Origin of the sequence: Flavobacterium sp. Sr18 (assembly GCF_011064265.1) — a bacterium.
In the GTDB taxonomy this organism is placed as follows: domain Bacteria; phylum Bacteroidota; class Bacteroidia; order Flavobacteriales; family Flavobacteriaceae; genus Flavobacterium; species Flavobacterium petrolei.
The window spans coordinates 1,564,050-1,590,172 of sequence record NZ_CP049329.1 but is presented as its reverse complement, the minus strand read 5'-3'; the positions used below and the strand labels follow the sequence as shown (position 1 = coordinate 1,590,172).

At 33.8% G+C, this 26,123-nt stretch carries 25 protein-coding genes and 1 tRNA gene; 17 read left to right on the top strand and 9 right to left on the bottom strand.

Going from position 1 to position 26,123, the window contains the following annotated elements; translation table 11 throughout:
- The first annotated feature begins 31 nt into the window (after window positions 1-31).
- The 11 genes from G7A72_RS07090 to G7A72_RS07040 all read left to right on the top strand — a co-directional run bounded on the left by G7A72_RS07090 (window position 32) and on the right by G7A72_RS07040 (window position 10,756).
- A complete protein-coding gene (locus tag G7A72_RS07090) occupies window positions 32-790 on the top strand; it encodes an alpha/beta fold hydrolase (protein WP_165151962.1) in 759 nt (252 codons plus the stop codon).
- A 53-nt stretch (window positions 791-843) separates the two neighbouring features.
- On the top strand, window positions 844-1,188 hold the full coding sequence (locus G7A72_RS07085) for a phage holin family protein (protein WP_113665069.1): 345 nt from the start codon (window positions 844-846) through the stop codon (window positions 1,186-1,188).
- Window positions 1,189-1,274: 86 nt separating this feature from the next.
- Window positions 1,275-1,646, top strand: a complete 372-nt coding sequence (locus tag G7A72_RS07080; RefSeq protein WP_165151961.1) for a hypothetical protein — start codon at window positions 1,275-1,277, stop codon at window positions 1,644-1,646.
- Between the two features lie 153 nt (window positions 1,647-1,799).
- Window positions 1,800-2,675, top strand: a complete 876-nt coding sequence (locus G7A72_RS07075; RefSeq protein ID WP_165151960.1) for a DUF3347 domain-containing protein — start codon at window positions 1,800-1,802, stop codon at window positions 2,673-2,675.
- Window positions 2,676-2,695: 20 nt separating this feature from the next.
- Window positions 2,696-3,175 carry a TlpA disulfide reductase family protein gene (locus G7A72_RS07070; RefSeq protein ID WP_165151959.1) on the top strand — a complete coding sequence of 160 codons (480 nt, stop codon included), beginning with the start codon at window positions 2,696-2,698 and terminating at the stop codon, window positions 3,173-3,175.
- The gene (locus G7A72_RS07065) at window positions 3,172-3,702 is read left to right on the top strand and encodes a heavy-metal-associated domain-containing protein (protein WP_165151958.1); all 531 of its coding nucleotides are present in this window, start codon (window positions 3,172-3,174) and stop codon (window positions 3,700-3,702) included. Before G7A72_RS07070 ends, G7A72_RS07065 begins: the two co-directional genes overlap by 4 nt.
- On the top strand, window positions 3,702-4,511 hold the full coding sequence (locus G7A72_RS07060) for a hypothetical protein (RefSeq protein WP_165151957.1): 810 nt from the start codon (window positions 3,702-3,704) through the stop codon (window positions 4,509-4,511). The genes G7A72_RS07065 and G7A72_RS07060 overlap by 1 nt, the downstream gene beginning before the upstream one ends.
- Window positions 4,512-4,585: 74 nt before the next feature.
- On the top strand, window positions 4,586-5,317 hold the full coding sequence (locus tag G7A72_RS07055) for a DUF3347 domain-containing protein (protein WP_165151956.1): 732 nt from the start codon (window positions 4,586-4,588) through the stop codon (window positions 5,315-5,317).
- A gap of 2 nt (window positions 5,318-5,319) precedes the next feature.
- Window positions 5,320-5,880: an AraC family transcriptional regulator gene (locus G7A72_RS07050; RefSeq protein WP_113665076.1), complete on the top strand. Its 561-nt coding sequence runs from the start codon at window positions 5,320-5,322 to the stop codon at window positions 5,878-5,880.
- A gap of 80 nt (window positions 5,881-5,960) precedes the next feature.
- Window positions 5,961-8,495, top strand: coding sequence for a heavy metal translocating P-type ATPase (locus G7A72_RS07045; protein ID WP_165151955.1), 2,535 nt, complete (start codon window positions 5,961-5,963; stop codon window positions 8,493-8,495).
- 2 nt (window positions 8,496-8,497) lie between these two features.
- Entirely contained in the window at window positions 8,498-10,756 is a 2,259-nt protein-coding gene (locus G7A72_RS07040; protein WP_165151954.1) for a multicopper oxidase domain-containing protein, read from the top strand.
- 380 nt (window positions 10,757-11,136) lie between these two features.
- Here the strand turns inward: G7A72_RS07040 and G7A72_RS07035 are convergent, their stop codons facing one another.
- Window positions 11,137-11,316, bottom strand: a complete 180-nt coding sequence (locus G7A72_RS07035) for a hypothetical protein (protein WP_113665079.1) — start codon at window positions 11,314-11,316, stop codon at window positions 11,137-11,139.
- Window positions 11,317-11,466: 150 nt separating this feature from the next.
- Between G7A72_RS07035 and G7A72_RS07030 the strand changes: the two genes are divergently transcribed.
- Together G7A72_RS07030 and G7A72_RS07025 are read left to right on the top strand one after the other, a co-directional pair.
- A complete protein-coding gene (locus tag G7A72_RS07030; RefSeq protein ID WP_165151953.1) occupies window positions 11,467-11,784 on the top strand; it encodes a hypothetical protein in 318 nt (105 codons plus the stop codon).
- Window positions 11,785-12,044: 260 nt separating this feature from the next.
- Window positions 12,045-12,116: transfer RNA gene (locus tag G7A72_RS07025), tRNA-Glu, on the top strand.
- A 92-nt stretch (window positions 12,117-12,208) separates the two neighbouring features.
- Here the strand turns inward: G7A72_RS07025 and G7A72_RS07020 are convergent.
- Both G7A72_RS07020 and G7A72_RS07015 read right to left on the bottom strand, forming a co-directional pair.
- Entirely contained in the window at window positions 12,209-13,501 is a 1,293-nt protein-coding gene (locus G7A72_RS07020) for a hypothetical protein (RefSeq protein ID WP_165151952.1), read from the bottom strand.
- Between the two features lie 176 nt (window positions 13,502-13,677).
- Complete coding sequence (locus G7A72_RS07015; protein ID WP_165151951.1) at window positions 13,678-15,939, bottom strand: caspase family protein; 2,262 nt, start codon at window positions 15,937-15,939, stop codon at window positions 13,678-13,680.
- Window positions 15,940-16,373: 434 nt separating this feature from the next.
- Between G7A72_RS07015 and G7A72_RS07010 the strand changes: the two genes are divergently transcribed.
- The 4 genes from G7A72_RS07010 to serB all read left to right on the top strand — a co-directional run bounded on the left by G7A72_RS07010 (window position 16,374) and on the right by serB (window position 21,491).
- Window positions 16,374-17,699 carry a trigger factor gene (locus G7A72_RS07010; protein WP_165151950.1) on the top strand — a complete coding sequence of 442 codons (1,326 nt, stop codon included), beginning with the start codon at window positions 16,374-16,376 and terminating at the stop codon, window positions 17,697-17,699.
- A gap of 397 nt (window positions 17,700-18,096) precedes the next feature.
- Window positions 18,097-18,771, top strand: coding sequence for an ATP-dependent Clp endopeptidase proteolytic subunit ClpP (gene clpP, locus G7A72_RS07005; protein WP_073351820.1), 675 nt, complete (start codon window positions 18,097-18,099; stop codon window positions 18,769-18,771).
- Window positions 18,772-18,857: 86 nt separating this feature from the next.
- Complete coding sequence (gene clpX, locus G7A72_RS07000) at window positions 18,858-20,090, top strand: ATP-dependent Clp protease ATP-binding subunit ClpX (protein WP_165151949.1); 1,233 nt, start codon at window positions 18,858-18,860, stop codon at window positions 20,088-20,090.
- A 162-nt stretch (window positions 20,091-20,252) separates the two neighbouring features.
- Window positions 20,253-21,491: a phosphoserine phosphatase SerB gene (gene serB / locus G7A72_RS06995; protein WP_091165569.1), complete on the top strand. Its 1,239-nt coding sequence runs from the start codon at window positions 20,253-20,255 to the stop codon at window positions 21,489-21,491.
- Between the two features lie 59 nt (window positions 21,492-21,550).
- Here serB and G7A72_RS06990 read toward each other — a convergent pair whose 3' ends face one another.
- The 6 genes from G7A72_RS06990 to G7A72_RS06965 all read right to left on the bottom strand — a co-directional run bounded on the left by G7A72_RS06990 (window position 21,551) and on the right by G7A72_RS06965 (window position 25,975).
- Entirely contained in the window at window positions 21,551-21,700 is a 150-nt protein-coding gene (locus G7A72_RS06990) for a hypothetical protein (protein WP_165151948.1), read from the bottom strand.
- A gap of 138 nt (window positions 21,701-21,838) precedes the next feature.
- Complete coding sequence (locus tag G7A72_RS06985) at window positions 21,839-23,989, bottom strand: peptidase domain-containing ABC transporter (protein WP_165151947.1); 2,151 nt, start codon at window positions 23,987-23,989, stop codon at window positions 21,839-21,841.
- Window positions 23,990-24,060: 71 nt separating this feature from the next.
- The gene (locus G7A72_RS06980; RefSeq protein WP_165151946.1) at window positions 24,061-24,579 is read right to left on the bottom strand and encodes a redoxin domain-containing protein; all 519 of its coding nucleotides are present in this window, start codon (window positions 24,577-24,579) and stop codon (window positions 24,061-24,063) included.
- Between the two features lie 9 nt (window positions 24,580-24,588).
- On the bottom strand, window positions 24,589-25,221 hold the full coding sequence (locus G7A72_RS06975) for a hypothetical protein (RefSeq protein ID WP_165151945.1): 633 nt from the start codon (window positions 25,219-25,221) through the stop codon (window positions 24,589-24,591).
- A 362-nt stretch (window positions 25,222-25,583) separates the two neighbouring features.
- Window positions 25,584-25,802, bottom strand: coding sequence for a hypothetical protein (locus G7A72_RS06970; RefSeq protein ID WP_165151944.1), 219 nt, complete (start codon window positions 25,800-25,802; stop codon window positions 25,584-25,586).
- A 17-nt stretch (window positions 25,803-25,819) separates the two neighbouring features.
- Window positions 25,820-25,975: a hypothetical protein gene (locus G7A72_RS06965; RefSeq protein ID WP_165151943.1), complete on the bottom strand. Its 156-nt coding sequence runs from the start codon at window positions 25,973-25,975 to the stop codon at window positions 25,820-25,822.
- Window positions 25,976-26,123: the final 148 nt, after the last annotated feature.

The following is a 26,123-nucleotide window of genomic DNA, read 5'->3' as shown; positions in this document are numbered from 1 at the left end:
TTTAAATTATAACGTTAAAATCTAAAATTATATGCTTTTTTCAAAAATAGAGGGCTCAGAAAAACCACTTTTAATTCTTCACGGATTTCTGGGAATGTCAGATAATTGGAAAACACTCGGAACGCAATTTGCGACTGATTTTCAAGTTCATGTTCTCGATTTACGTAACCACGGACGAAGCTTACATTCAGAAGAGTTTAGTTATGAAATCATGGCGCAGGATGTTTACGAGTATTGCAAAGCTCATAACTTAGAAAACATCAATATAATAGGACACTCGATGGGCGGGAAAGTAGCGATGCTTTTGGCCACTACTTACCCGGAACTAGTAGATAAATTAATTGTGGCTGATATTGGACCTAAATTTTATCCGCAACACCATCAGGATATTTTGGCGGGATTGAATGCGGTAGATTTTTCTATAAAGCCAAGCCGAAGTGATGTCGAAGAAATTATGGAAAAGTACATTCCTGATTTTGGAACCCGACAATTCTTAATGAAAAATTTATATTGGCAAGAGCCGGGACAATTGGCTTTCCGATTTAATTTGGCAGTTTTTAATACAAAAATGGATGAAATAGGAATTCCGTTACCAGAAGGATTTATTTTCGAGAAACCAACATTATTCATTCGCGGTGGAAATTCAAAGTATATTTTAGACAGCGATTTCGAAAACATAAAACAACATTTCCCAGATTCAAGCATCGAAACGATTCCTAATGTAGGGCATTGGCTTCATGCTGAAAACCCAGCCGATTTCTATCAAAAAGTTATTTCCTTTTTGAAATAAACGAATCAGATTTAAATTTTTCTTACATTTATTAAATCTTAAAATAAAAAACCATGAATTTACTGATCAAAATTCTTATTACTTCTGGCTTAGTATTGCTTATAGCGAACTTTATGCCTGGCGTTCATGTGGCTGGATTTACTACAGCATTAATTGTAGCCATTGTTCTAGGGTTGCTGAATATATTTATCAAACCAATATTGGTAATTCTTACATTGCCGGTTACTATCCTAACTTTAGGATTATTTTTGTTGGTCATAAACGCGCTTATGATTTTATTGTGCACAAAAATAGTAGGCGGATTTAGCGTGGATACGTTTTTGACGGCTTTGATTTTTAGTGTTATATTATCAGTTTTGCAGTCTATAATGAATGGAATATTAGGAGAAGGAAAGTAAAATATTGTTTTAACACGCATTTGTGATTGAATCAATTTACAGTATTTCTTAATTTTATACCTTTGTACTTCTAGATCAGATAAACAATGTCTAAAAAGTTTTACATAATGTTATTGGTTATGCTTGGTTTCTTTATGACACCGAGCGTAGCTTTTGCATGTGCTACAAAAACGGAGAAGGCATGTTGCAAAAAAGAATCTTCTTCAAAAAAGGACCAGAAAGACTGTTGCAAAAAAGAAAAAAAATCGGATGAAAGTTCGCATGACGGCTGCAAAGGTGCTTGTAAAGATGTTACTTGCGGCAGTTCGACAATTTATTTAGGGTTGACTTCGGCGTTTTATACCGAATTAAACAACCAAGTTTTTAGTTTTTCTACTGAAAAACAAAATTATTATTACTCGGAAATGTTTATTTCTTCCCATTTTCGTTCTATTTGGCTTCCACCTAAAATAAGCTAAATTCTTTCTATGACAGCCTGAAAACTGTCTTTTTCAAAGCAAATTATGCTTTAACAATCATTAAGTTTTAGTCGAATACAAATTGATATGTAGCGGAATATGCTATTTTTTTTAATGCTTTTTGCGACTAATTCACCTCAAATTATTCATATAATGAACTCAATAAAAAAAATATTGATGGCAATAATCCTATTGCTTTCAGTTACAATCGCAAGCGCGCAAATTAAAAATAGCAAGACAGAAACCGTTAAAATATATGGAAACTGTGATATGTGTAAAAGCAAGATAGAAACTGCCGGAAACCTAAAAAAAACAGCAAAAGTGGAGTGGAATAAAGATTCCAAAATGGCAACTCTCACATATGATTCCACCAAAACGAGCCAAGACGAAATTTTGAAACGCATCGCTTTAGCCGGTTACGACAGCGATAAATTTCTTGCGCCGGATGCTACTTATGATGCATTACATGGATGTTGTCAATATGATAGAGAAGCAAAAGTTGCCGTTTCAACAGAGATGAAAATGGAAACTACTAGTACAGAAAATCATGCAAACCACGTCAATCATTCTGATGCTCCAGTTGCAAAACAACAAGTGGATACTAAATTAAAAGTTGTTTTTGACACCTATTTCTTATTGAAAGATGCTTTGGTGAAAACTGAAGGAAAAGCTTCTGCTACTGCAGCGAAAGACGTTCTGACAGCTTTGAATGCAGTAAAAATGGACGAGCTTGCTATGGATGTTCACATGATTTGGATGAAAGAAATGAAGGGTTTAATGGCTGATGCCAAGAACATTTCGGAAACTCAAGATATCAAGCGTCAAAGAGAATTTTTTATTCCTTTTTCAAAATCGATGTATGAATTGATAAAAGTGGCTAAATATGAAACTCCGGTTTATCTTCAGTTTTGCCCAATGGCAAACGACGGTAAAGGTGCCAGCTGGTTGAGTAAAGAAAACGTAGTTAAAAATCCCTATTACGGTTCTCAAATGATGACTTGCGGAAAAACAGTCGAAACGATTCAATAAGCGATTCATAGGAATATAACATGAAAAAAATAATGCTGCTATTCAGTTTAATAATCAGTATTTCAACTGCATCCGCCCAAATGAAAATTGGAGACAGTTTGCCTGATTTAGAACTCAAAAATAATAAAGAGACAACCATAAATTTGGCTTCTCTGAAAGGGAAAACGGTACTGATTGACTTTTGGGCTTCTTGGTGCGCACCTTGTAGGCTGGCTAATAAAAAATTGGCTCCTTTATATAATGTGTACAAAGATGAAAACTTCGAAATTGTTGGGATATCGCTGGATACGGACAAAACCAAATGGATGAATGCCATTCAAAAAGATAAATTAGCGTACGGGCAATTAATCGACGCTAAAGGTTTTGATGCGAAATCTGCACTGCTTTTTGGAGTTGAAGAATTACCTAATTCATATCTATTTGATGCAGCAGGAAAATTAGTTGCCATCAATCCAACGGAGGAAGAAATAATCATGCAAATAAAAAATAAAGTAGAATGAAAAATATAAATTTAAAATTCATTGGTATTGCTTGTTTGGTTTTAATGACAAGTGTACAATCCTATTCTCAAATCTCAAAAGCTGAGATAATGGCGACTGGTTTAACCTGTTCTATGTGTTCCAATGCGATAAACAAACAACTGAAGGCAACCGTTGGTGTGGATAGCGTGAGTACTGATTTGAACACGAATACCTTCACGGTTTATTTTAAAAAAGAAAGTAAAATTATGCCAAGAGTATTGAAAGAAGGTGTTGAAAAAGCAGGTTTTTTTATCGGTTCATTAGTAATTACAATGCCTACAGAAAGCTTAAAAACCGAAGGTGATAAAACCATTTCGGTAAACGGTTCCACTTTCGTTTTATTGAATGGAGAACTTAAAGACAGTAACGGAGAAACAAAAGTAAGGATTTTTGATAAAGGATATGTCACTCAAAAAGAGCATAAAAAACTGCTTAAAACGTTTTCAAAAACTGCGACATATTCTTTAAACAATGATGACGATTACCATATTAAAACTGTATTATAATGAGAAAATTTTTAATCGTATTTACGCTTTTTCTTATTCAAGGAATATCGGCTCAGGAGCTTTTTGTGGTTACTGATCCGGCAAGTAATGTTCCTGCGGGTTCATTAGGAGTTCGTTTGGGACAATCCATTTTTAAGGAGCAAATGCAATCACGATATAATTACCATGTCATGCCCGAAGTTACTTTGGGAATCAATAAAAATTTGATGGTGAGAACATCCATGTTTGTCAGCAATAGAAGCAATCAATTGGTAACTGAAGGCGCCAGTTTTTATACAAAATATCGTTTCCTTTCCACGGATGATTTGCAGAGTCATTTCAGGATGGCAGCATTTGGAAGATTTAGTTTTAATAATGCCGATATCCATCAGGAACAGATAGAAATTATGGGACAAAATACTGGTTTTGAAACGGGAATTGTAGCTACACAGCTTATAAAAAAGGTAGCCATTAGTGCTTCGGTTAGTTTTGAAAAAGTATTCGATAATAATCCGGATTACAAATTTCCTACAGCGCAAAGTGATAACGCCACTAATTACACGTTGTCGTTTGGAAAACTGATGTATCCAAAAAAATACACTAATTTTAAGCAAACAAATATCAATACAATGGTGGAGTTTGTTGGACAGACATTAAACGAAAATGGGAAATCGTATTTGGATATTGTGCCTTCCATTCAATTTATCATTAACAGCCAAGCACGAATTGATGTTGCTTACAGGCACGAATTATACAGTTCTATGTTGCGGTCTGCGCCAAATGGATTTTATCTAAACTTAGAATATAACTTTTTTAATATCATAAAATAAATTGTACGACTTGAATTTAGGCAGTGAATAGCTGATTTAAATAGAAGTCAATATATAATCATAAAAAAAATACCATGAAAAAAATACTGTTTTTGTCTCTGATTGCGACTTTTATGACGGTTTCTTGTAACCAAAAAAACAAAGAAGAATCGACTTTGAATTCTGATAAAACTGGAAAAACGGCTGAACTATACTCTTGTCCAATGCATCCCGAAGTTACTGGTACAGCGGGAAGTGAATGCCCAGAATGTGGTATGGAATTAACTGAGAAAGTGGCGCAAACAACCGCTGCTGATAATGAAGCAACTCCTGTTACTGTTGCTAACGAAGAATCCAGTGCCATAACTGCAACTGGAAATGTGAGCAAAACGGCTTTCCCAACCGATGCAATTGTTTCGAAATACCTCAATATCAAAAATGCGTTAACGAAAGATGATTCAAATAGGGCTGCCGCTGCCGCAAAAGAATTAATTGCGACTTTGAATGGTTCGACCACAACTTCTTTGGATACCAAATCAAAAAATAAGTACAATGGTTTTGTGGCTGATGCCAAAGCGCATGTCAAACACATTGGCGATAATGCCGGTAAAATCGACCACCAAAGAGAATATTTTTCCTTATTAAGCCAAGATGTTTTTGGTTTAATAAAAACATTTGGAACAAAACAAACGGTTTATCAGGATTACTGTCCGATGTACGGAGAAGGAAAAAACGGGTACTGGATCAGTGAAACTAAAGACGTGATTAATCCCTATTTTGGTTCGGAGATGCTGAATTGTGGCAGAAGAATTGGGGCTGTCAAATAATAATGAAGCTTAACATAAAAAATATGGTGTGCAACCGTTGCATTACGGCAGTGGAGTTAGAGTTGGAAAAACTCGGACTTCATGCCGTTTCAATAGCGCTCGGAGAAGTCGAATTAGAAACAGAATGTACCGAAACCCAAAAAAGGGATTTGCTCAAACGCTTACGTTCTTTGGGTTTTGATTTAATCGATGATAAAAAAAACAGAACCATCGAAAGAATTAAAACAGTGCTAATTGATTTGGTTTACAACAAAAATAATGTGTTAAACAGCAATTTATCGGATTATTTATCAAACGATTTGGCACAAGATTATAGTGCTTTGAGCAATTTATTTTCGGAAATAGAAGGAATTACAATTGAGCGGTATTTTATTGCTCAAAAAATAGAAAGAGTCAAAGAATTATTAACGTATGATGAGTTGACTTTAAGCGAAATCGCCATCCAACTTCAGTATAGCAATGTGGCACATTTGAGCAATCAGTTCAAAAAAACAACTGGATTTACGCCAACTTATTTTAAACAATTGAAAGTAAAAACGAGAAAGCAAATCGATGATTTGTAATCACGCAAACCTTTTCCAAAATTGTGTAACAAGGGAATGACGGTATAATCGGAAATTCGTGGTATCAAAATTTGAGTATTATGAAACATACCTATACAATTACCGGAATGTCTTGCGATGGTTGTCGCTCGAAAGTGGAAAAAACATTAAACGCTATTGATGAAATTCAAGCTGTTGTTACTTTAGTTCCACCAATAGCGACGATAACAATGGATAAACACATTCCTACTAAGCAATTGCAGGAGACTTTAACTGCCGCAGGAAACTATACAATTGCAATGAGTACTGGTGGCGATTCTCATGAAAAGACTGAGGAACCAATTACAAAATCATGCTGTGGCTCGAATAAACCACAAGAAAAAGCTACCGTGATTTTACCCAAAAATGCAAAAGGTAAATACTATTGCCCGATGCATTGTGAAGGTGAAAAGGTATACGATAAACCAGGAGATTGTCCCGTTTGTGGAATGGATTTGATTAAAGAAGCGGCGATAGCAAATAGTAAAATAATGTATACTTGTCCCATGCATCCCGAAGTTATCAAAGAAGGTCCTGGTTCTTGCCCTATTTGCGGAATGGATTTAGTGCCTATGGAGCCAACCGATGCCGAAGAAAATAAGGTTTATGATGACTTGGTGCGTAAAATGAAAATTGCTGTAGTTTTTACGGTTCCCATTTTTATTATTGCCATGTCGGATATGATTCCGAATAATCCATTAATGAAAATTATGGATGCTTCAAAATGGAATTGGGTGCAACTAATTTTGTCGCTTCCAGTCGTTTTTTATGCGTGTTGGATGTTTTTTGAGCGTGCATGGAAATCCATTGTTACCTGGAATCTCAATATGTTTACCCTTATCGGAATTGGTTCTGGAGTAGCTTTTCTGTTTAGTTTGGTTGGATTATTTTTTCCAACTATTTTCCCGGAAGAATTTAAAACACATAATGGAGCCGTTCATCTTTATTTTGAAGCGACAACGGTGATATTAACCTTGGTTTTACTGGGGCAGTTATTAGAAGCCAGAGCACACAGCCGAACCAGTGGCGCGATTAAAGAATTATTAAAATTAGCACCAACCGAAGCCACTTTGATTATCGAAGGAGCTGATAAAGTAATATCAATTCACGACATCAAAAAAGGAGATTTATTGCGTGTAAAACCGGGAGATAAAATTCCTGTAGATGGAAAAATTACCGATGGCGAAAGTACGATTGATGAATCGATGATTTCAGGAGAACCTATTCCCGTTGATAAAAAAACAGAGGATGCCGTTATAGCGGGAACCATCAACGGAAATAAATCTTTTGTCATGGTTGCCGAAAAAGTAGGTTCGGAAACTTTGCTTTCACAAATTGTGCAAATGGTAAATGACGCCAGTCGTTCCAGAGCACCAATCCAAAACTTAGCGGATAGAATTGCTAAATATTTTGTACCGATAGTGGTAATTGTTTCTGTAGTTACCTTTTTTGTTTGGGCAAAATTCGGTCCTGAACCCGCAATGGTTTATGGATTTATAAATTCGATTGCAGTCTTAATCATTGCATGTCCGTGTGCTTTGGGATTGGCCACACCCATGTCAGTAATGGTTGGTGTTGGAAAAGGAGCGCAATCGGGAGTTTTGATAAAAAATGCCGAAGCATTGGAAAATATGAACAAAGTAAATGTTCTGATTACTGATAAAACAGGAACAATCACCGAAGGAAAACCTTCTGTCGAGAAAGTATTCTCGCTGCAAAATGACGAAGATTCTTTGTTGCAAAGCATTGCTTCGTTAAATCAGTACAGTGAACATCCTTTGGCGCAAGCCGTAGTCAATTTTGCGAAAGCAAAAAACGTTTCATTAATCGAAGTCAAAGATTTTGAAGCTATTTCCGGTAAAGGAGTTATTGGAACGGTTACCAATAAAAAGGTGGCGCTGGGAAATAAAAAATTAATGGAACAAGTGCAAGCTACGGTTTCTGAAGAATTAGAAAATCAAATTATAGCTGAACAAAAACTAGGAAAAACGGTTTCTTACATTTCAGTGGACGGAATTGCACTTGGATTTGTGTCAATCACTGACGCCATAAAACCAACAAGTGTCGAAGCTATAAAAGAATTAATTCGTCAGGGAGTTGAGGTCATCATGCTTACCGGAGATAATGAAAATACGGCAAAAGCAGTCGCTCAGGAATTGCATTTAAGTTCCTATAAAGCGGGTTGTTTACCCGAAGACAAGCTCAAGGAAATTAAAAGATTACAAGCCGAAGGAAAAATTGTAGCCATGGCGGGTGATGGAATCAACGATGCTCCGGCTTTGGCGCAAGCTGATATTGGAATTGCCATGGGGACCGGAACGGATGTGGCTATTGAAAGTGCGAAAATTACGTTGGTGAAAGGCGATTTACAAGGAATAGTGAAAGCTAAAAACTTAAGTCATGCGGTGATGCGAAATATCAAGCAAAATTTATTCTTTGCCTTCTTCTATAATGTGTTGGGAATTCCAATTGCCGCGGGTGTTTTGTATCCGTTTTTTGGAGTGTTGCTTTCGCCAATGATTGCGGCTTTGGCAATGAGTTTTAGTTCGGTTTCTGTAATTGCAAATGCATTAAGACTGCGAAATTTAAAATTTTAATTATGAAAAAATACCCTATAATTTTAATCTTGCTTTTTGCTTTGAATGCTACTGCGCAAAAGGTAGTTCGCTATGATTTATATGTTCGGGATACAATTGTAACTTTTGGCGATAAGCCTAAAAGAGCGATTGCGGTAAACGGACAAATCCCAATGCCAACACTTACGTTTACCGAAGGCGATATTGCCGAGATTTATGTACATAACGAATTAAATGAAGATACTTCGTTGCACTGGCACGGATTATTTTTACCAAATAAAGAAGACGGCGTGCCTAATTTGACTCAAATGCCAATTAAGCCTAAAACGACGCATAAATATACGTTCCCGATTATCCAACACGGAACGCATTGGTACCATAGTCATACGGGTTTGCAGGAGCAAATTGGGATGTACGGTTCTTTTGTAATGAATAAAAGAAATGAAGATCCAACTTTTAGAGCAGGAATAGATGATTTGCCAACCGTTCCAATTATTCTGAGTGAATGGACCGATTTGAAACCGGAAAATGTGCATCGAATGTTACACAATGCCACGGACTGGTTCGCGATTCAAAAAGGAACTACGCAAAGCTATTCCGAGGCTATAAAAGCAGGACATTTTAAAACCAAGGTCACGAACGAATGGAAACGAATGAACGCCATGGACGTAAGTGATGTGTATTACAATAAATTCCTGATTAATGGTAAAAGCGAAAGTCAGCTTTCGCAATTTAAAGCGGGAGATAAAGTACGTTTGAGGATTTCTAATGGTGGTGCTTCTACCTATTTTTGGTTGAATTATGCCGGAGGAAAAATCACCGTGGTTGCCAGTGACGGTAATGATGTGGAACCAGTTGAAGTCGACCGATTAATAGTTGCTGTTTCTGAAACTTATGATGTTGTTGTAACGATTCCTGCCGATAAAACGGCGTTTGAATTTTTAGTGACTTCGGAGGACCGGACTAAATCCGCCTCGCTGTATTTGGGAGATGGAATCAAGCAATTGATTGCGCCTTTGCCTAAATTAAAGTATTTTGAAGGTATGAAGATGATGAACGGCATGATGAAAATGAATGGCGATTTAGATGATATGGGTATGAAAATGTCACTGAATCAAATGGACATGAACGTGGTGATGTATCCTGAATTATCCTCCCCCAGCCCCTCCGAAGGAGGGGAGGCTAAAAAAACCGACATGAAAATAGATGATGAGCATGCAAATCATAAGAGGTATGATTCTAATTCACTTTCTGATATTGTCACATTGAATTATGCGATGCTGAAATCACCCACTAAAACAACGCTTCCAACTCCCCCTTCGGGGGCTGGGGGGATAAAAGAATTACGTTTTGAATTATCAGGAAACATGAATCGCTATGTTTGGAGTCTGGACAATAAAGTAGTTTCGGAAGCGGATAAAATTCTGATAAAGAAAGGCGAGAATGTTCGAATTGTACTCTTCAACGGTTCCATGATGCGTCACCCGATGCATTTACACGGACACGATTTTAGAGTATTGAACGGTCAAGAAGCATACGCGCCATTGAAAAATATCATCGATATTATGCCGATGGAAACCGATACGATTGAGTTTAATGCAAATGTTAAAGGTGATTGGTTTTTTCATTGTCACATTCTGTATCACATGATGGCCGGAATGGGTCGGGTTTTTAGTTATGAAAATCAAGAGCCAAATCCTTTGATTCCAAATCCAAAATTAGCGCAACGCAAATTATTTGCTGATGACAGAGCCTTTCATGTGATGGCCGAAAATGATTTTGCCACCAATGGAAACGATGGAATGTTGATGATTCAAAACACACGTTGGAGTATTGGTACCGAATGGCGTTTGGGTTACAGCAAACATCACGGGTATGAAACGGAAACGCACATTGGACGTTACATCGGGAAAATGCAATGGCTGATGCCGTTCATTGGTTTTGACTGGAGGTATCGAAAAATGGAAATGGGAGAAATGGAAGAGAATCTTTTTGGTCAAACCAATACCAAAGACAATCGTGCTGTTTTCAGTGCCGGAGTCGAATATACGTTGCCAATGCTCATCAAAGCACAAGCCGAAGTCTACACCGACGGGAATTTCAGGTTGCAATTTGAACGCATGGATATTCCAGTTTCCAAAAGATTGCGCATGAATTTAATGTGGAATACGGATAACGAATATATGGCGGGATTGAGGTATATTGTTAAGAGAAATTTCGGGATTACCACGCATTACGACAGTGATATGGGAATGGGTTTTGGATTGAGTTTGAATTATTAAATTCACAGAGTGAAACGTTTATCTCTTCAAGTACTGATGTCGGCGTAAACTATAAATCATCCTGTGGAGTCTTAAGATACCCATAACATTTAAATTAGAAAATTATGTTGAATAACGATAATGGAGAAATGCATATGGGATCCTACATGTTTATGGGGATACATATTTTTTGGTGGTTTTCAATAATAGTGTTAGGACTGTTATTATTGGCAGCAGCTCATAAGTATAGAAGAAAAAAATGATTTTGAACGGGACATTTTCAATTTAAAAATGTAAAATAACTTATTGATTTGGTTGAAAATGTGGGTGTAGGAACTGGAAAAGTTATCCTAAATATTTTAATGTGTCTTACTATTGTATAACAGTAAGACACAATTAAATCAATCTTTTTTATGTTGTTCTGTGTGATTTTGATTTCCGTGAATCGTATGGTCTCCCACATTCATTCCGTTTGACATTCCGATCATAAAGGCAGTAATGATTAGCATGATTTTTCTTTTTGCCCAAAGAATAGGGCGTTTAGGTTGCTCTAAACGTGCTTTATTGTTGTGTTTATACATGATGTAAATGATTAATAATTAGACATTTGGTATCATCTTTATGCATGGAATTGCATAAATGCGTAGAAAGAAATTTCTAGGCTGTGTATAAACTTTTATAGGAATTTCGGGAAGTAATCATCTCGTTTATGAAGATGTGTTGTATTGCAAATGAACGTACTTTTTGATAAAGCAGTGTTTGTAATTTTAGAAGAACCGGAATTTGAAGACCATAACTATCTTGAAATTGTAGGAAGGCTAACTGAAATAGGAATGACTTTTTTTCAACCGAATTTAGCTGATGGAACACATATAATTTTGAACGCTTATCGTTTAATTCTCTTCTTAGAATTACGTTCGAGAATTGATAATAATCTGCTGAATTTGATGGAGCATCTAAAGTACCATCATTCACCATCAAGCCAAAAGCCAGAAAGAGTGAAAGAAGATATTTTAAATATTTTGTCATCTATTTTGATTGCATTATAACTTCAAAAGTACAAAAGTAACTGTAAATTAGGATTGTTTTTTATCCTTTATTTTCAAAAACGGCATCTTATAATTAGGTTTTAGATTTGTTCTTTGAAAAATCAGCTTGCTGGAAGAACAATCGTATTATTCGTAGGTACTAGCTATGAATTGATTACAATTTACGAATGCATTTGAGACTGTTTTTATTGGAAGGATTTTGGGTTTGGCTTTGTACATCTCAAAAATAGTGTTATTTTTGCATCCTCAATACAAGATATGGCCCGTTCGTCTATCGGTTAGGACGCATGGTTTTCATCCATGTAAGAGCGGTTCGATTCCGCTACGGGCTACAACTCATAAACAATTTTCTTAAAAGCCTCGAAATTTATTTTTCGAGGCTTTTTTTATTGGTTTTGGTTGTTGTTTTTATTAAGATATCAATTCATTCTTTTTTATATAACATGTTATTTAATTTGTCAATTAATACATCAATGTCTTTAATCATATCGTAATCAGTATTCTTAAGTTTTATTATTTCTCGATTAAGTTTTTCTTTTTCAAAAGGAGTTATAGGGTCTTGTCGAGAATTAAAGTTAGTTGTTAGAATTTTAATTATTTTAATTCTAACATCATCAAATATTGAAAATTTGTATTCATCTATAAATGAATCTTCAGTAAAAAGAATATCGTAAAGAATTTTCTCTTGTTTTAATGATGTGAAATTATTCCAGTAACCTGGATTTATGAACCAGTGATCAGTTCCATTGATGATAAAACTTTCAATCATATTCAAGATGTTTATTGGGTCAGAGAAAGAAAAATCAAAATAGTTTTCTATTAAAGTTCTATCTTGTTCTAATCCTACACAAATAATGTCTGTAGTTGATTGATGTGGCATAACATTTATTAAAATACATGCATTCTTTGTTTTATTTTTTTCAATATAAGTTTGATTAGCAAAGCCACAAACTGAAATAGGCAAATGAAAATCAATATTGACAACTCTTACTATTAAGTTGTTTTTAAAAGGTAATTTTAAAATCCAATTTAAAATATTTTTTTCAAATATTTTAAATTGTTCTATCGGTTGTGCAAGATAATCATTCATGTACTTTAATGAATTTATTACCCTGTCGACTCCATCAATTTTAACTTTTTCAATATCGTTAAATTGAGGATATTTAGATAAAATATCTTTTAAGTAATTATGTGCATCTTCATTTATTTTCTGTTTGTATTCATTTTTTATAATATCATTTATTTCTAATTCAATCTCACGATAAGTACGTTCTCTACATATTGTTCTGTAAGTCTGTAATAATGCTTTTTTTGCATTATCAAATTTACCATCTATTTCAAAAGATTTAAATATATTTTCATGTTTTATACAGTATCCTGGAAAAACGGATGCATTATTTATACCAATTTCAACCATTTCATTTTTCGGAAAATCATTTCGAGTATTGAATTCAGGCTTAAAAACATGGCCATTTAGGGCAATATTTTTAAGAATTGAACTTTTTGGTATAGAATGTGATTTTTTAATTGATTCTTCATTACATCCAATGATTGAGCATTTACGTTTTCGTATATGTAAACTTTGATTTTGAAGGTATCTATTTTTTAATATTTTTGAATAGTTAGCAAAATCCTGTGTTATGAAATCTTGATTAGTAAATTTATCAATGACTGTATCAAGAGCTAATTCTATTATTTTTTTATCTATATCTTTCATTAAGTTCTTGAATTCTCCGATTTTGCTGTAAAATTGCAGGTAACGTCCCACTAGTAGGCGATGGTCGGGCTAAGTAAGGACATGTTTTTGGATTATCACAAATTTCCCAAGTACAAAACCATTTTTCCATTAAGCCTAATTCCCGACTATTGCTTACTAGCTGTTAGCTGTAGTTGTTATATTTTTTTTACTATTCTTGTGGGCATTTTGTATGCCATTTCCAAGATTTTACCATCTTCTATTGGATTAAATATTACAAAAGCTTCTCCTTCCTCATCAATAAATTCACCTTCTAATAATACTCCGAATGGCAACTTTTCTGCATTTGGATTTATTATCACATTAACTTTGTCTCCTTTTCGCAGTTTATTTTTCTCAAAACTTTCTTGCTTAATTTGGTCAATAGTTTTAATAATCAGACCTGCTTTAAGCTTCTGATTGTGTGTGTCAAAGAATGGATTTATAACAAATATTAAATCTTTAAAATAATATATATTAATCAAATTGCCTAATTCTAAATCCGACTCTATTATTTTTATTTTAAGGTTATTTATTTTGCAACCACTTTCAGACCAATTCTCAATATAATTTTCCATAATTTCTGGATTAGAAATTAAAGGAATTAAGTTTCCTGTTTTAATTATTTCGTCTTTCTCATCAGTTAAATAACAAAGTGGTGTGTAATCATTAATAAGTGTACTGTCATAAGCTTCATATTGTTTACTATACATTGAATTTTCATAACTAGTTACATATGTAATAGTTTGTCCTGGTTCAATAATTTTTTGAATTATTTCCTTATAACCATTGATACCAGTTTCAGAAATTTTGCAAGGTTTGTCTATTGGAATGCTTTCATTAAATTTATTTAACCATTCTTCAATTTCATCTTCTTTAAATCTTTGTATTTGCTTTCCTAACATTATGAATGAAGGCTCTCCAGAATTATAATTTATTCTAATACAAAATCTACCACTGTTTACATTATTTTCAGGATTCCAAGATAATACATTGATTGGGTTTAAAGTTTTATTTTTGAAAACTCCAGTAAGTTGACCTTGTCCATTTTGAATCATCGAAATCCATTTTTCGTAGTCAAAATTTAATAAATAATTCTTTTCTTTAACATTTTCATAAATGCTTTTGCCTAAAATTCTATCTATCGGTCTTAAACATTGTTCATGCACATTTCCAGCACTAATGTTATATCCAATTTCATCAAATTCTATTAAGTAGCTATTATTATCAGTTATTTTTTCATTACAGTGTAAACAATTCATTTTATTTGAATTATTATTATATAGCTGAATTAAATATTGACTATAATATTTACAGTATGGTGTCTCTTCAATTGTCTCTATGTCTTCGTGTGCTCTTAAAAAAACCGTTTTATTATTTATTAAGTTTTTATTTTTTTCTAAATAATTCATTAAACCCGATACAGTGGCGAATCGTCTGTATACTATCCAGTCTAATTCAGGTCTTTGTTCATCAATAATTGCTCTATTATTTTTAAATCGTAATTTCTTCTGATTATTATCATCAAATCTAAAATTCTCAACAATCATAAGTTCTTTATCGTCTACAATAGATTGCACTATTAAAACTTCCTTACCTGAGGAAAGTGAAGTATCACTAGAAATGTTACCTAAATATTCTTCTTTTAATACCTGACTATTAGGAATTCCAATCGTCTTATTTATTTCAGTTTTTGGATTTTTTGATAATGTAAAAACTAACTCTCCATCTTCATGACCAATTTTATCGATGTAATTAAATTGGGGGTTTTGAATTTTTGATGAATTTATGAGCACTTGTATGTAGTTGAATAGTTCCGTAATAGAAAAGAATTTATTGTCATTTTTATTTAAAAAATCAATTACGATTTTCATAAATGGACTATGTTCATTTTTAACTCCATCAGATACTTTCTCTTCATTTCCGGATGTTATTACCCATCTTGATTTTTTTGACTGTAAATCAAGATATGATTTCTCAATATTGTATGATCTTGTAGTAGTTAGAAATGTTCCAGAGAAACAAGAATCAATAATTAATAAAATATGCTTAGCAGGGCAGTCGCTTAAAAAATTTTTAATAGATGAATTTTCAATCCAAGTACTTTTATCTAATGTAGCATCCGATGGAATCCAAAATCCCTTTTTTGTTATAGGATCCATATTTCCATGTCCTGCAAAAAAAATCACCAAATTGTCATTTTTAGTGATTGTATTGTTCAATGTCGTGAAGCGATTGAATAATTCTGATTTATTACCCTGTGTATTATAAAGATTACCTGGGAATTCTTCAAAGTTATATTTATCAATAAGAAGTTCGGTTATTTTCTTAGCATCAAGTACTGCATTATTTAAGTTCTTCCAATATTCACTCGAATAATTATCAATACCTATTGCAAAAATATAGTTTTGGGATGTCATTGGTTAATAGTTCATTCATTTACAATTACAGCTAACTCGTTTATATGTATGATAAAGTTATACATATCCACTCACCGTTGGCTAGCTTTTATGATAAAAATTATACATTATTAGTAATCCAAATATATAAATAAATTATTACAAAATATTAAAGCGATTTTATATTCTTGAAAACCACGGCCCGCGTGAAGGATGGCAGTGAAAATCCTTTTATGAAGCGAAGCGCAATAAAAGATTATAACGAACAGCCTGACCCGAAGTAGCGAGGAGGAACGATAGCGCCATCTGTAGGGACACGCCCAAATTATTTTCCGTTTCCGGCCTGTGATTTTGTCAAATAACTGCCTAAAATTCAAAATGGTAAAAAGCTTGTTTGGGTTGCAAAAATTTTATAATTTTGCAACCCAATTTTATTATGTAAATTAAAGAAGAAGATGGATATCAAAAGAGTAGCAATAGACGCTGTGAATGAAACAATTGTAATGACTGTTGTTCACATGGATTACAAAGGACAAGTTGCAAAAAGAATAAACGAAAAAATGCCTTTGGCAACTGTTAAGGGATTTAGAAAAGGAGCGGTGCCTAAAGATCTTGTTGAAAAACAATACGGTAAAGCAATAAAACAAGAAGAAGTTCAGAAAGTTGTTGATTTAGCTCTAGAGCGTTTCGTACAATCAGAAAGATTAAACCTTCTTGGAACGCCACTTCCTAAAGTAAACGAAGATTTTTCTTGGGATGCTGAAGAATTGGTTTTTGAATATGAAATTGGTTTAGTGCCAAACTTCACTTTAGACTTAGATGCTAAAAACGACATCGTGAAATATGTGGTTTCTGCTGACGATAAATTAATCGACGGTCAAGTGGAAAGAATCCAAAAACAATTTGGAACTGCAATTCCTCAAGAAGTTGTTGCTGCAGATTCAGATGTAACTGGAACATTCTCTAACGAAGAAAAAGGAATTAACAATGCTACCACTATTGCTGCAGATCTTTTCAAAGACAAAGCAACTTTTGACATGTTCATAGGTAAAAAAGTAGGCGATGTAGTGACTGTAAATACTAAAGGTTTATTTGAAGACGACCACCAATTGATGGACGTGATGAAAGTAAGTCATGATGACGTTCACGGTTTAGATGTTGATGTAAACTTCATAATCGAAGCGATCAACACTGCTGAATTAGCAGAATTAAACCAAGAATTGTTTGACAAATTGTTTGGAGCTGGAACTGTTTCTTCACTAGAAGAATTGAAAGCAAAAATCAAAGAAGATGCTGAAACTCAATTTGCACAGCAAGCGGACCAAAAATTATTAGGTGATGTAACTGAGTTCTTAATCGAAAGCACAAAATTTGATTTACCAGCTGAATTCCTTAAAAAATGGTTGCAAACTGTTGGTGAGAAAAAATTATCTCCTGAGGAAGCTGAAGTGGAATATGCACGTTCTGAAAAAGGATTGCGTTTTCAATTGATCGAAGGTAGAGCAATGGCTCAATCTGACATCAAAATCACTTTTGAAGACTTGAAAACATTCACTACAAAAAATATCCGTCAACAAATGGCACAATTCGGGCAAACAAATCCTACTGACGAAGAAGTTCAAGGAATTGTAGCTAGAGTTTTGTCTAACCAAGACGAAGTGAAAAGACTTTCTGACCAAGTTGTTGCTGAGAAATTATTGGAATTGTTCAAAGAAAAAGCAAATCCTACAACTAAAGAAGTGACTTACGAAGAATTTATTGCTGCTTCTTACGGAGAATAAATTAGTGTTTGTACTGTCGTAAAGTTGAAAGTCATAAGCCCTAAGAGCAAGAGATTATTAAAATTTTATGATTTGATTACAGATACGAAACAATAAAAAATAGTTATATTTGAGCGTCAGAAAAAATATTTTTTGGCGCTCTTTTGTTTGAATTAATTTCAGGAGCTAATCCAGCTGTACGTTTCAAGTTTTTTCTTCCGTTTCTGTTTTTTAAATTCCTGCAAGAGCTTCTTTGAGTCGCTTTGCAAGAATAAAAAAACTAAAAAACGGAATTCAAAAAGCTTTTTACTTCCATCTGGGCTAAAAAATAAGACATATTGACATCATTTATAAAGAGGTATGACCTTTGCATTAAATGGAATCACAAGATATAACGTAAAACTTAGAACAAAAAAATATGAACTACGGTAAAGAATTTAAAAAATTTGCTACAAAGGACCACGGCGTAAACTCCATGTATTACGATAAGATCGTAGGCGCAATGACTCCTAAAAACATGACTCCATATATCATTGAAGAACGTCAGTTGAATATTTCACAATTAGACGTTTTCTCCAGATTGATGATGGACAGGATTATATTCCTTGGAACAGGAATTGACGACCAAATTGCAAACATCGTTCAAGCACAGTTATTGTTCCTTGAAAGCGCCGATGCTTCTAAGGATATTCAGATTTATTTGAACTCTCCAGGAGGAAGCGTTTACGCAGGATTAGGGATTTATGACACAATGCAATACATCAAACCAGATGTAGCAACGATTTGTACAGGAATGGCAGCTTCTATGGGAGCAGTGCTATTGTGTGCAGGAGCTGCAGGAAAGCGTTCGGCATTGCCACATTCAAGAGTAATGATTCACCAGCCATCAGGAGGAGCACAAGGAGTTGCTACTGATATGGAAATCAACTTACGTGAAATGTTGAAACTGAAAGATGAATTATACAAAATTATCTCTCACCACTCCGGACAAACTTTTGATAAGGTTCATACTGATAGCGAACGTGATTATTGGATGATTGCTGAAGAAGCAAAAGCATACGGAATGATTGATGAGGTTTTAATAAGAGGATAAAAATAGTTACAAGTTTAAGATTTAAAGTTTAAGGTTGCTACGGGAACTTTAAACTTTAAACTTTTTAAACTTTAAACAAAAAAAGAATGGCAAAAGTAGTATTAGAGTGTTCGTTTTGTGGAAGAAAGAAACCAGAAACTCAATTGTTGATTGCTGGTATCAATGCACATATTTGTGATAAATGTATCGAACAAGCTCACGGAATTGTTTTAGAAGAATTAAAATCCAGCGGAAGTTTCAAATTGGTTGGAGATTTGATTTTGAAAAAACCAAAAGAAATCAGAGCGTTCTTGGATCAATATGTAATTGGACAGGACCAAACCAAAAAAGTAATGTCGGTAGCCGTTTACAATCACTACAAACGTTTGATGCAACAGCAATTAGACGATGAGGTGGAGATTGAAAAAAGTAACATCATCATGGTGGGGCAAACAGGAACAGGAAAAACATTAGTAGCTAAAACCATTGCGAAAATGTTGGATGTGCCTTTAGCTATTGTTGATGCGACTGTTCTTACTGAAGCAGGTTATGTTGGGGAAGATGTCGAAAGTATATTGACACGTCTTTTGCAAGCTGCTGATTATGATGTAGCCAAAGCAGAACGCGGAATTGTATTCATTGACGAAATAGATAAAATTGCACGTAAAAGTGACAATCCGTCTATTACGCGTGATGTTTCCGGTGAAGGTGTGCAACAAGCATTATTGAAGTTATTGGAAGGAACCGTTGTGAATGTACCACCAAAAGGAGGACGCAAGCATCCGGACCAAAAATTTGTTGAGGTAAATACGCAAAATATTTTGTTTATCGCCGGTGGTGCTTTTGATGGTATCGAAAGAATTATTTCGAAACGATTGAACCGTCAAGCCGTTGGTTATTCGACATCTAAAAATGTGGATAACATTGACAAAGACAATTTGTTGCAATACATTATCCCAAAAGACATCAAAGATTTTGGATTGATTCCGGAGATTATTGGTCGTTTACCAGTATTGACACACATGGATCCTTTAGATAGAGAAACTTTGCGTGCGATTTTGACACAACCTAAAAATGCGTTAATCAAACAATACGAGAAGTTGTTTTTGATGGATGAGGTAACTTTTACCATCACAGATGAAGCCTTGGATTTTATCGTGGATAAAGCGTTAGAATACAAATTAGGTGCTCGTGGATTGCGTTCTTTGTGTGAAGCTATCTTAACCGATGCAATGTATGAATTACCAAGTTCTGAGGATAAAATATTAGAAATTGACGTGGAATACGCCAAAGAAACGTTGAATAAAAATTTATTGAAACGTTTGGAGATTGCATCGTAAAAAATGCATTTTTCTTAAAAATACAAACCTGTTCATTCATTTGGACAGGTTTTTTTATGTAGAATTTACACTATTTGTTATTGTTTGAAAAAAGGAGCAATATTTTTTTTTATCAACGTCAGATTGTCGATTTTTGTCTATTCTAAATCATATAAACATACCATGCATACAGACGAAATAGAAGTAATTTTACTAAAAGTTTCAGGTCAGGACAAACCCGGAGTTACTGCTGGTTTAACATCCATTTTGGCGACTTACGATGCCATTATTTTAGATATAGGTCAAGCAGATATCCATGATACGCTTTCTTTAGGTATTTTATTTGAAATAAAAGCGGGTTCCTCTTCAGGGCCTGTTCTAAAAGATTTATTGTTTAAAGCCTATGAATTGGGCGTGAAAGTGAAGTTTATACCAATTTCTATTCCCGATTACGAAATATGGGTAAAAGGGCAACGCAAACAGCGCTATACCATCAATGTTCTAGGCGAAACCCTGACAGCAGTTCAATTGGCAGCTGTCACTAAAATATTGTCAAACCAAAATTTAAATATTGACGCGATCAAAAGATTAACCGGCAGGGTTTCTATTTTGGAGAAAGAGGAGTTTCCGCGTTCTTGTATACAATTATCAGTTACGGGCACGATTGTAGATAAAACGTTTATGACCGCCAGTTTTATGGAAATTTCCAGAACATTGGATGTGGATATTTCGTTTCAGGAAGACAATATGTACCGAAGAAACAGACGTTTGGTGTGTTTTGATATGGATTCGACCTTGATTCAAACGGAAGTAATTGATGAATTAGCTGAATTGGCAGGTGTGGGTGAGCAAGTAAAAGCAATTACAGAAGCAGCTATGAATGGCGAAATTGATTTTAGCGAAAGCTTCAAGCAACGCATGGCTTTGTTAGAAGGTTTGAGCGAGGATGTACTGCAAAACGTTGCTGAAAATCTACCTATAACCAAAGGAGCACATCGCTTGATGAAGGCCTTGAAATATTACGGATATAAAACCGCTATTTTATCAGGGGGATTTACCTTTTTTGGAAAATACCTGCAAAAAGAATTAGGGATTGACTACGTTCATGCCAATGAATTGGAAATCAAAGACGGAAAACTGACTGGTAACTATCTTGGAGAAATTGTTGATGGTAAAAAGAAAGCAGAATATCTTCAAGCTATAGCCGATAAAGAAGGCATTCACATTAATCAAACTATTGCAGTGGGTGATGGTGCCAATGATTTGCCAATGTTGAATTTAGCAGGTTTAGGAATTGCTTTTCATGCCAAACCTACGGTAAAAGAAAAAGCAGAAAGTTCTATTTCCAGTTTAGGACTCGACGGCGTTTTATACCTGTTAGGTTATCACGACAGGCATATTGATATGATGGAGGAAGAGTAATTGTAATAATTATAAAAAATAAAAAGGGCTGTACCAGAATCATTTTTGTACAGCCTTTTTTATGCTTTAACGGTAAATACTTTTTCAGTTTTTTCTGTTGTTTGTTTTTCGGGAGATTTACAAATTCCTCTGGCACCACAACTCATTCTGTGCGGTCCGCAGGAACTCAATGCAAAAAGTGTAATCAAGATGTAGAAGGTGTTTTTCATCTTTTTAGTTATTTTTATACGCTTTGAAACTGCATGTTTTTCAGTTGTTCCAAGTAATCTCTTTGGTTGGATAATCTTGGTATTTTATGTTGTCCGCCTAATTTGTCGTTTATTGATTGTCAATAGACCCAATTGATGCTAATCTTGCCAATAATCGCTATAAAAATTCGCAGTTTCCATTAACTCCTCGTGATTTCCCTTTGTCGAAAGAGTGCCATTCTCGAGCACATAAATTCTATCTGCTATTTTTTTTAAGGTATTTAAACGATGAGAAATAAAGAAAACGGCACAGTTGGGTTTTATTTTTGCTAATAATGCCATTGAGAAATTCTCAGTGTTCCTGTCCATTGCTGAGGTGGCTTCATCAAGAATTAAAAGTTGCGGTTTTTTATATAGGACTCGAGCTAAGGCTATGATTTGTTTTTGTCCTCCTGACAAATTAATGCCTTCTTCACCAATTATTGTAGTCAACCCTTGTGGTAATTGATTAAAATAAGTATCAAAGCCATATTCAGTAATAAAAGCGATAATGTTTGCGGGACTATCATTTGAACCTAACAAAATATTGTCAATTACATTACCGTTAAAAATACTAATTTCTTGCGGAACAACTCCTATCAATTTACGGTAGCTTTTTAGCTCGATTTCGGATAATTGGTATTGATTATTAATCGTAATAGTTCCATTTTCAAAATTATAAAAACGTTGTAATATTTGACCAATAGTACTTTTTCCGCTACCGCTTTCTCCTACAATGGCAGTTAGTTTTCCTTTTTCGATAGCAATGTTAACATTTGAAAATAATTCGCTTCGTCCCGCAAAACGAAAAGACAAATTAGTTAGAGAAACACTTTTAATTTCATCTATCTGGATTCCATCTTCCTTTTCCTTTTCAATTGAAGCAAATTCAAACATTCTATTAAACGCAATTTTTGCTTCATTTATGGGAATTGAAATTAAGGCCAAGTTAGCAATTGATGGCAACAAAGAGCCAACAATACCCAGGATCGCCATCAACTCACCTAATTTAATTTCGTTGTTAAAAACCTGAATTGAAGTGTAAATTAAAACTCCCGTCAAAAAGAAAACACTTGCTATTCCTGATTGCCACGACAAGCGAATATTTATTTTACCCAAATGAAACATTTTTTCTTGAAAGTTCCCAAACACCAATTCATTAGTTCTGCTAAAAACAGCTTGTTTGTTGTCGTTTTTTATAGTTGAAATGCCTTGAATCGTGTTGATATAATTACTCTCGTTAAAGGCGTAACTTTGCATCACTTCTTTTTGAGAATCGATAATGGCTTTGTTGCTTCTATAGATTATATAAAAGTAAACCGGCATGGTCAATACTGAAATTAAACCTATTTTCCAAGAATAGGCAAACAGGAAAATTAAGGATATTAGTGAAACCAAAATGTCAATAACTAAATTGCTCGCCAACATTTTAATGACTCTTTGAACTCTTTGCGTATCATTTAATCGAGCTACTAATTCTCCTATTTTTCGAGTATCAAAAAAAGGTTTTGGAAGATGCAATAATGAAGAGAAAAATTGGCTATTGATGCGATTGTTGAAATCTTTAGATTGTTGCAGCAAAAAAAATTCTCTCAGCACCGAAATTCCAACTCGTGCTAAAAGCAAAATAGCCAATAATACAATTCCTGAAATTAGTTTGTTAATATTGTGCGAGGGCAAAATGTCATCAATTAGTTTTTGAGAAAATAAAGACATTGCCATTCCTAAACCTGCCACAAACACTCCAAGCAGAACGCTGATCCAAAGCAGTTTGTGATCAGGTTCTAGTAAATTTACAAACCACTTTTTTTGAGCATTTTTAACTTCGGTTTCTTTTATGAAATTTTTATTAGGCTCTAATGTTAAACAGCTTTTTGAAACCCAAATTTTGTCTAATTCAGCAGTCGATACATAATAAATTCCTTTGCCCGGATCGCCAATCAAGAATCCTTTTTGTTCATCATACAGGTAGCATACTATATAGTGTTGTAGTTTTTCTTCTATGAGAACGTGGAGAATTACGGGTTGTTTATGATCAATAAGCGCCAGTATATCTGCCTCGCAGCCTTCAGAATTAAAACCCAATTGATTAGCGACTTGATACAACCCAAGTAAGGTTGTTCCTTGTTTAGTAGTTCCGCTTAATTCGCGTAACTTTTCTATAGACTGTAAACCGCCATATAATTTTATAACAGACAATATGCACGCAACACCACAATCAGCTTGGTCCAGTTGTAGCGTATGGGTTTTTTCAATATGTTTTTGGTTCATTTTATTTTGGTTCTGTAATAAACATTTGTTTATCAATAGTCTGCAGTCAGTTTTGTGCTTTCTCTTTGGGTTTAAGGAGTCAATTTCTTTAAAATTGCATCCACTTTAGTTTGTCCTTTTATTTTCTCAATTAATTGTTGGTTTTTATCGTATAAAACTAAACTTGGCAAAGACTGAATATCAAAGGTAGTAGCGAAAGAAACTTTAATGTCACAAACAAAATGAATGTTATCATAATTTAAAAGATTGTATTTCTGAGCAAATGTTTTTATCAGTTCTGGTTTCTCAAATGAAACAAAGACAAGTTGGTAACGATTGAATTCATTAAGACGCTCTTGTATCATTTTTGTTTCTTCGTTACAATATTCACATTCGCTATTAAAGTATATAAAAAGAGTAGGTGTTCCTTTTTTTAAATTTTTATTAGAAAAGGATTCTCCCTGTAAATTTTGATACTTAAAATCGGGAATGGTTTTTATGTTTGCTGCTACTTCTTTTTTGTAGTTGATTTTAGTAACTATTTTGTAGCCCAAAAAAGATACTAAGCTTATAAATACTAATGGTATAAATATTTTAAGGTATTTTTTCATTTTGCTTTTTTAGGAATAATTCAAAGTAAAAAACATAATCACCACTACCCACAGTAATAAAGCACTACCATAACTAGAAGCCACAATTTTTAGACCGCGATCGGTATTGGTTTTAGTGATTTTGCCAATAAAAAATGAAAGAATTAGCCAGTAGGCTAATTCAAATAAATTAATTACCTGAAAAGGATAAATTAACCAAGGTTCTAATCCTTTATAACCAGTTATTGTTAATGCTGAGAATGGAAAAAAATATTTAATATCATCTAGATTATAATTGGTTTGAATAAAATAAAACCATGACATTTTAAATACAGGAACTACTAAAAATACGAACTCTGCATTGAGTACAACCCCCCACAATTGCTTAAAAGTAACCGCTATTTTGCTAAAGAAAAACGTACCCATATATAGCGCACTGGCTATTAAGCTGGTTTTTAAGAACATCATTACAGGAACTATAGCATAACCTACAAATTGCCATTTGTCTTGAAATTCAAAAATTTTAACAATTTCTTTATTAGTAAGTTGTTCTCCTAGTGAATTATATATTAAGCCTCTAATATTTAATACCTTATTTGCAATTTCTGTAAGCACAATTATAGAAATACCAAGTATTAGCAACTTTGCTAAGTTTTTTTTCATTTTTTATAAAGATATTATTAGTTATAAAAATTTAATGATGTACACTTTTTGAGATTTTATCATTAAAAAAAGACTTTTTTAAGCCTTCTGATTCTTTCTCTTCTTTATGTAGTTAATTATATTCCATAACAAATAAATACTTCCTAGAACTTGAAAAATTTTAAAAAAAATGTTTTCATAATAATTCAGCTCAGATAAGTAACTGCTGGTAAGGAAATAAATCCCACAAACAATTAATAGTATTAGTAATCTTTTTTTATATTTTTCCATATGATTATAAGGTAAAAAATGTTTTTAGAAATGAAGTAATATCATAATCTAAAAACACTTTTAGTTAATTCTTAGGTTTAGTTTTTTTTGAACTAAAATCCTACAAAACCTCCATATAAGAAACAACCTACTCCTGCTGCATCTAATATAGGATTTGTTCCTAAAGTTAGAAGAGCTGCGGCTTCAATTCCGTAACAAAATGCCCCCCAGTTCATTTTTCCTGCCTCAATGCTTTCCATTTTAGATATAGATAATTTATTGTCTGTATCCGTAAGACTTATTTTTTTTGTTTTATTTTCTAAATTTTTCATATTTTCTAAATTTTTTATTAAATGCATCCTGAATAAGCTCCAAGTGCACAACCTACTCCTGTTGCAGCCGCTAAACTAGCAAAGGGTCCCGTAAATAGTAAACCAACAGTTGCACCGCATAATGCAGAGGTAACAGAATTACAGTCCCATTTCCCACCTTCCAGATTCTCCATCTGATTTAATTCTAATTTTTTCATAGAGTAATATTTTAATTGGTTAATAATAGTTTACTAACGAAATCTTTAATTACGTGCACATAATTTTTGAATTGTTAGGCTTTTTCAAAACTATCGTTTTAACTTTAAAACATTTTACGGTTTT

Excerpts from the sequence above, each read along its gene's own strand:
- G7A72_RS06980 (WP_165151946.1), bottom strand. The coding sequence starts at position 24,579 with ATGAAAAAATACCTTAAAATATTTATACCATTAGTATTTATAAGCTTA.
- G7A72_RS06990 (WP_165151948.1), bottom strand. The coding sequence starts at position 21,700 with ATGAAAAACACCTTCTACATCTTGATTACACTTTTTGCATTGAGTTCC.
- G7A72_RS06975 (WP_165151945.1), bottom strand. The coding sequence starts at position 25,221 with ATGAAAAAAAACTTAGCAAAGTTGCTAATACTTGGTATTTCTATAATT.
- G7A72_RS07030 (WP_165151953.1), top strand. The coding sequence starts at position 11,467 with ATGAACGTACTTTTTGATAAAGCAGTGTTTGTAATTTTAGAAGAACCG.
- G7A72_RS07010 (WP_165151950.1), top strand. The coding sequence starts at position 16,374 with ATGGATATCAAAAGAGTAGCAATAGACGCTGTGAATGAAACAATTGTA.
- serB (WP_091165569.1), top strand. The coding sequence starts at position 20,253 with ATGCATACAGACGAAATAGAAGTAATTTTACTAAAAGTTTCAGGTCAG.
- G7A72_RS07075 (WP_165151960.1), top strand. The coding sequence starts at position 1,800 with ATGAACTCAATAAAAAAAATATTGATGGCAATAATCCTATTGCTTTCA.
- G7A72_RS07035 (WP_113665079.1), bottom strand. The coding sequence starts at position 11,316 with ATGTATAAACACAACAATAAAGCACGTTTAGAGCAACCTAAACGCCCT.
- G7A72_RS07070 (WP_165151959.1), top strand. The coding sequence starts at position 2,696 with ATGAAAAAAATAATGCTGCTATTCAGTTTAATAATCAGTATTTCAACT.
- G7A72_RS07090 (WP_165151962.1), top strand. The coding sequence starts at position 32 with ATGCTTTTTTCAAAAATAGAGGGCTCAGAAAAACCACTTTTAATTCTT.
- G7A72_RS06965 (WP_165151943.1), bottom strand. The coding sequence starts at position 25,975 with ATGGAGAATCTGGAAGGTGGGAAATGGGACTGTAATTCTGTTACCTCT.
- G7A72_RS07065 (WP_165151958.1), top strand. The coding sequence starts at position 3,172 with ATGAAAAATATAAATTTAAAATTCATTGGTATTGCTTGTTTGGTTTTA.
- G7A72_RS07060 (WP_165151957.1), top strand. The coding sequence starts at position 3,702 with ATGAGAAAATTTTTAATCGTATTTACGCTTTTTCTTATTCAAGGAATA.
- G7A72_RS07045 (WP_165151955.1), top strand. The coding sequence starts at position 5,961 with ATGAAACATACCTATACAATTACCGGAATGTCTTGCGATGGTTGTCGC.
- G7A72_RS07055 (WP_165151956.1), top strand. The coding sequence starts at position 4,586 with ATGAAAAAAATACTGTTTTTGTCTCTGATTGCGACTTTTATGACGGTT.
- G7A72_RS07015 (WP_165151951.1), bottom strand. The coding sequence starts at position 15,939 with ATGACATCCCAAAACTATATTTTTGCAATAGGTATTGATAATTATTCG.
- G7A72_RS07050 (WP_113665076.1), top strand. The coding sequence starts at position 5,320 with ATGAAGCTTAACATAAAAAATATGGTGTGCAACCGTTGCATTACGGCA.
- G7A72_RS07020 (WP_165151952.1), bottom strand. The coding sequence starts at position 13,501 with ATGAAAGATATAGATAAAAAAATAATAGAATTAGCTCTTGATACAGTC.
- G7A72_RS06970 (WP_165151944.1), bottom strand. The coding sequence starts at position 25,802 with ATGAAAAATTTAGAAAATAAAACAAAAAAAATAAGTCTTACGGATACA.
- G7A72_RS07040 (WP_165151954.1), top strand. The coding sequence starts at position 8,498 with ATGAAAAAATACCCTATAATTTTAATCTTGCTTTTTGCTTTGAATGCT.
- clpX (WP_165151949.1), top strand. The coding sequence starts at position 18,858 with ATGGCAAAAGTAGTATTAGAGTGTTCGTTTTGTGGAAGAAAGAAACCA.
- G7A72_RS07080 (WP_165151961.1), top strand. The coding sequence starts at position 1,275 with ATGTCTAAAAAGTTTTACATAATGTTATTGGTTATGCTTGGTTTCTTT.
- G7A72_RS06985 (WP_165151947.1), bottom strand. The coding sequence starts at position 23,989 with ATGAACCAAAAACATATTGAAAAAACCCATACGCTACAACTGGACCAA.
- G7A72_RS07085 (WP_113665069.1), top strand. The coding sequence starts at position 844 with ATGAATTTACTGATCAAAATTCTTATTACTTCTGGCTTAGTATTGCTT.
- clpP (WP_073351820.1), top strand. The coding sequence starts at position 18,097 with ATGAACTACGGTAAAGAATTTAAAAAATTTGCTACAAAGGACCACGGC.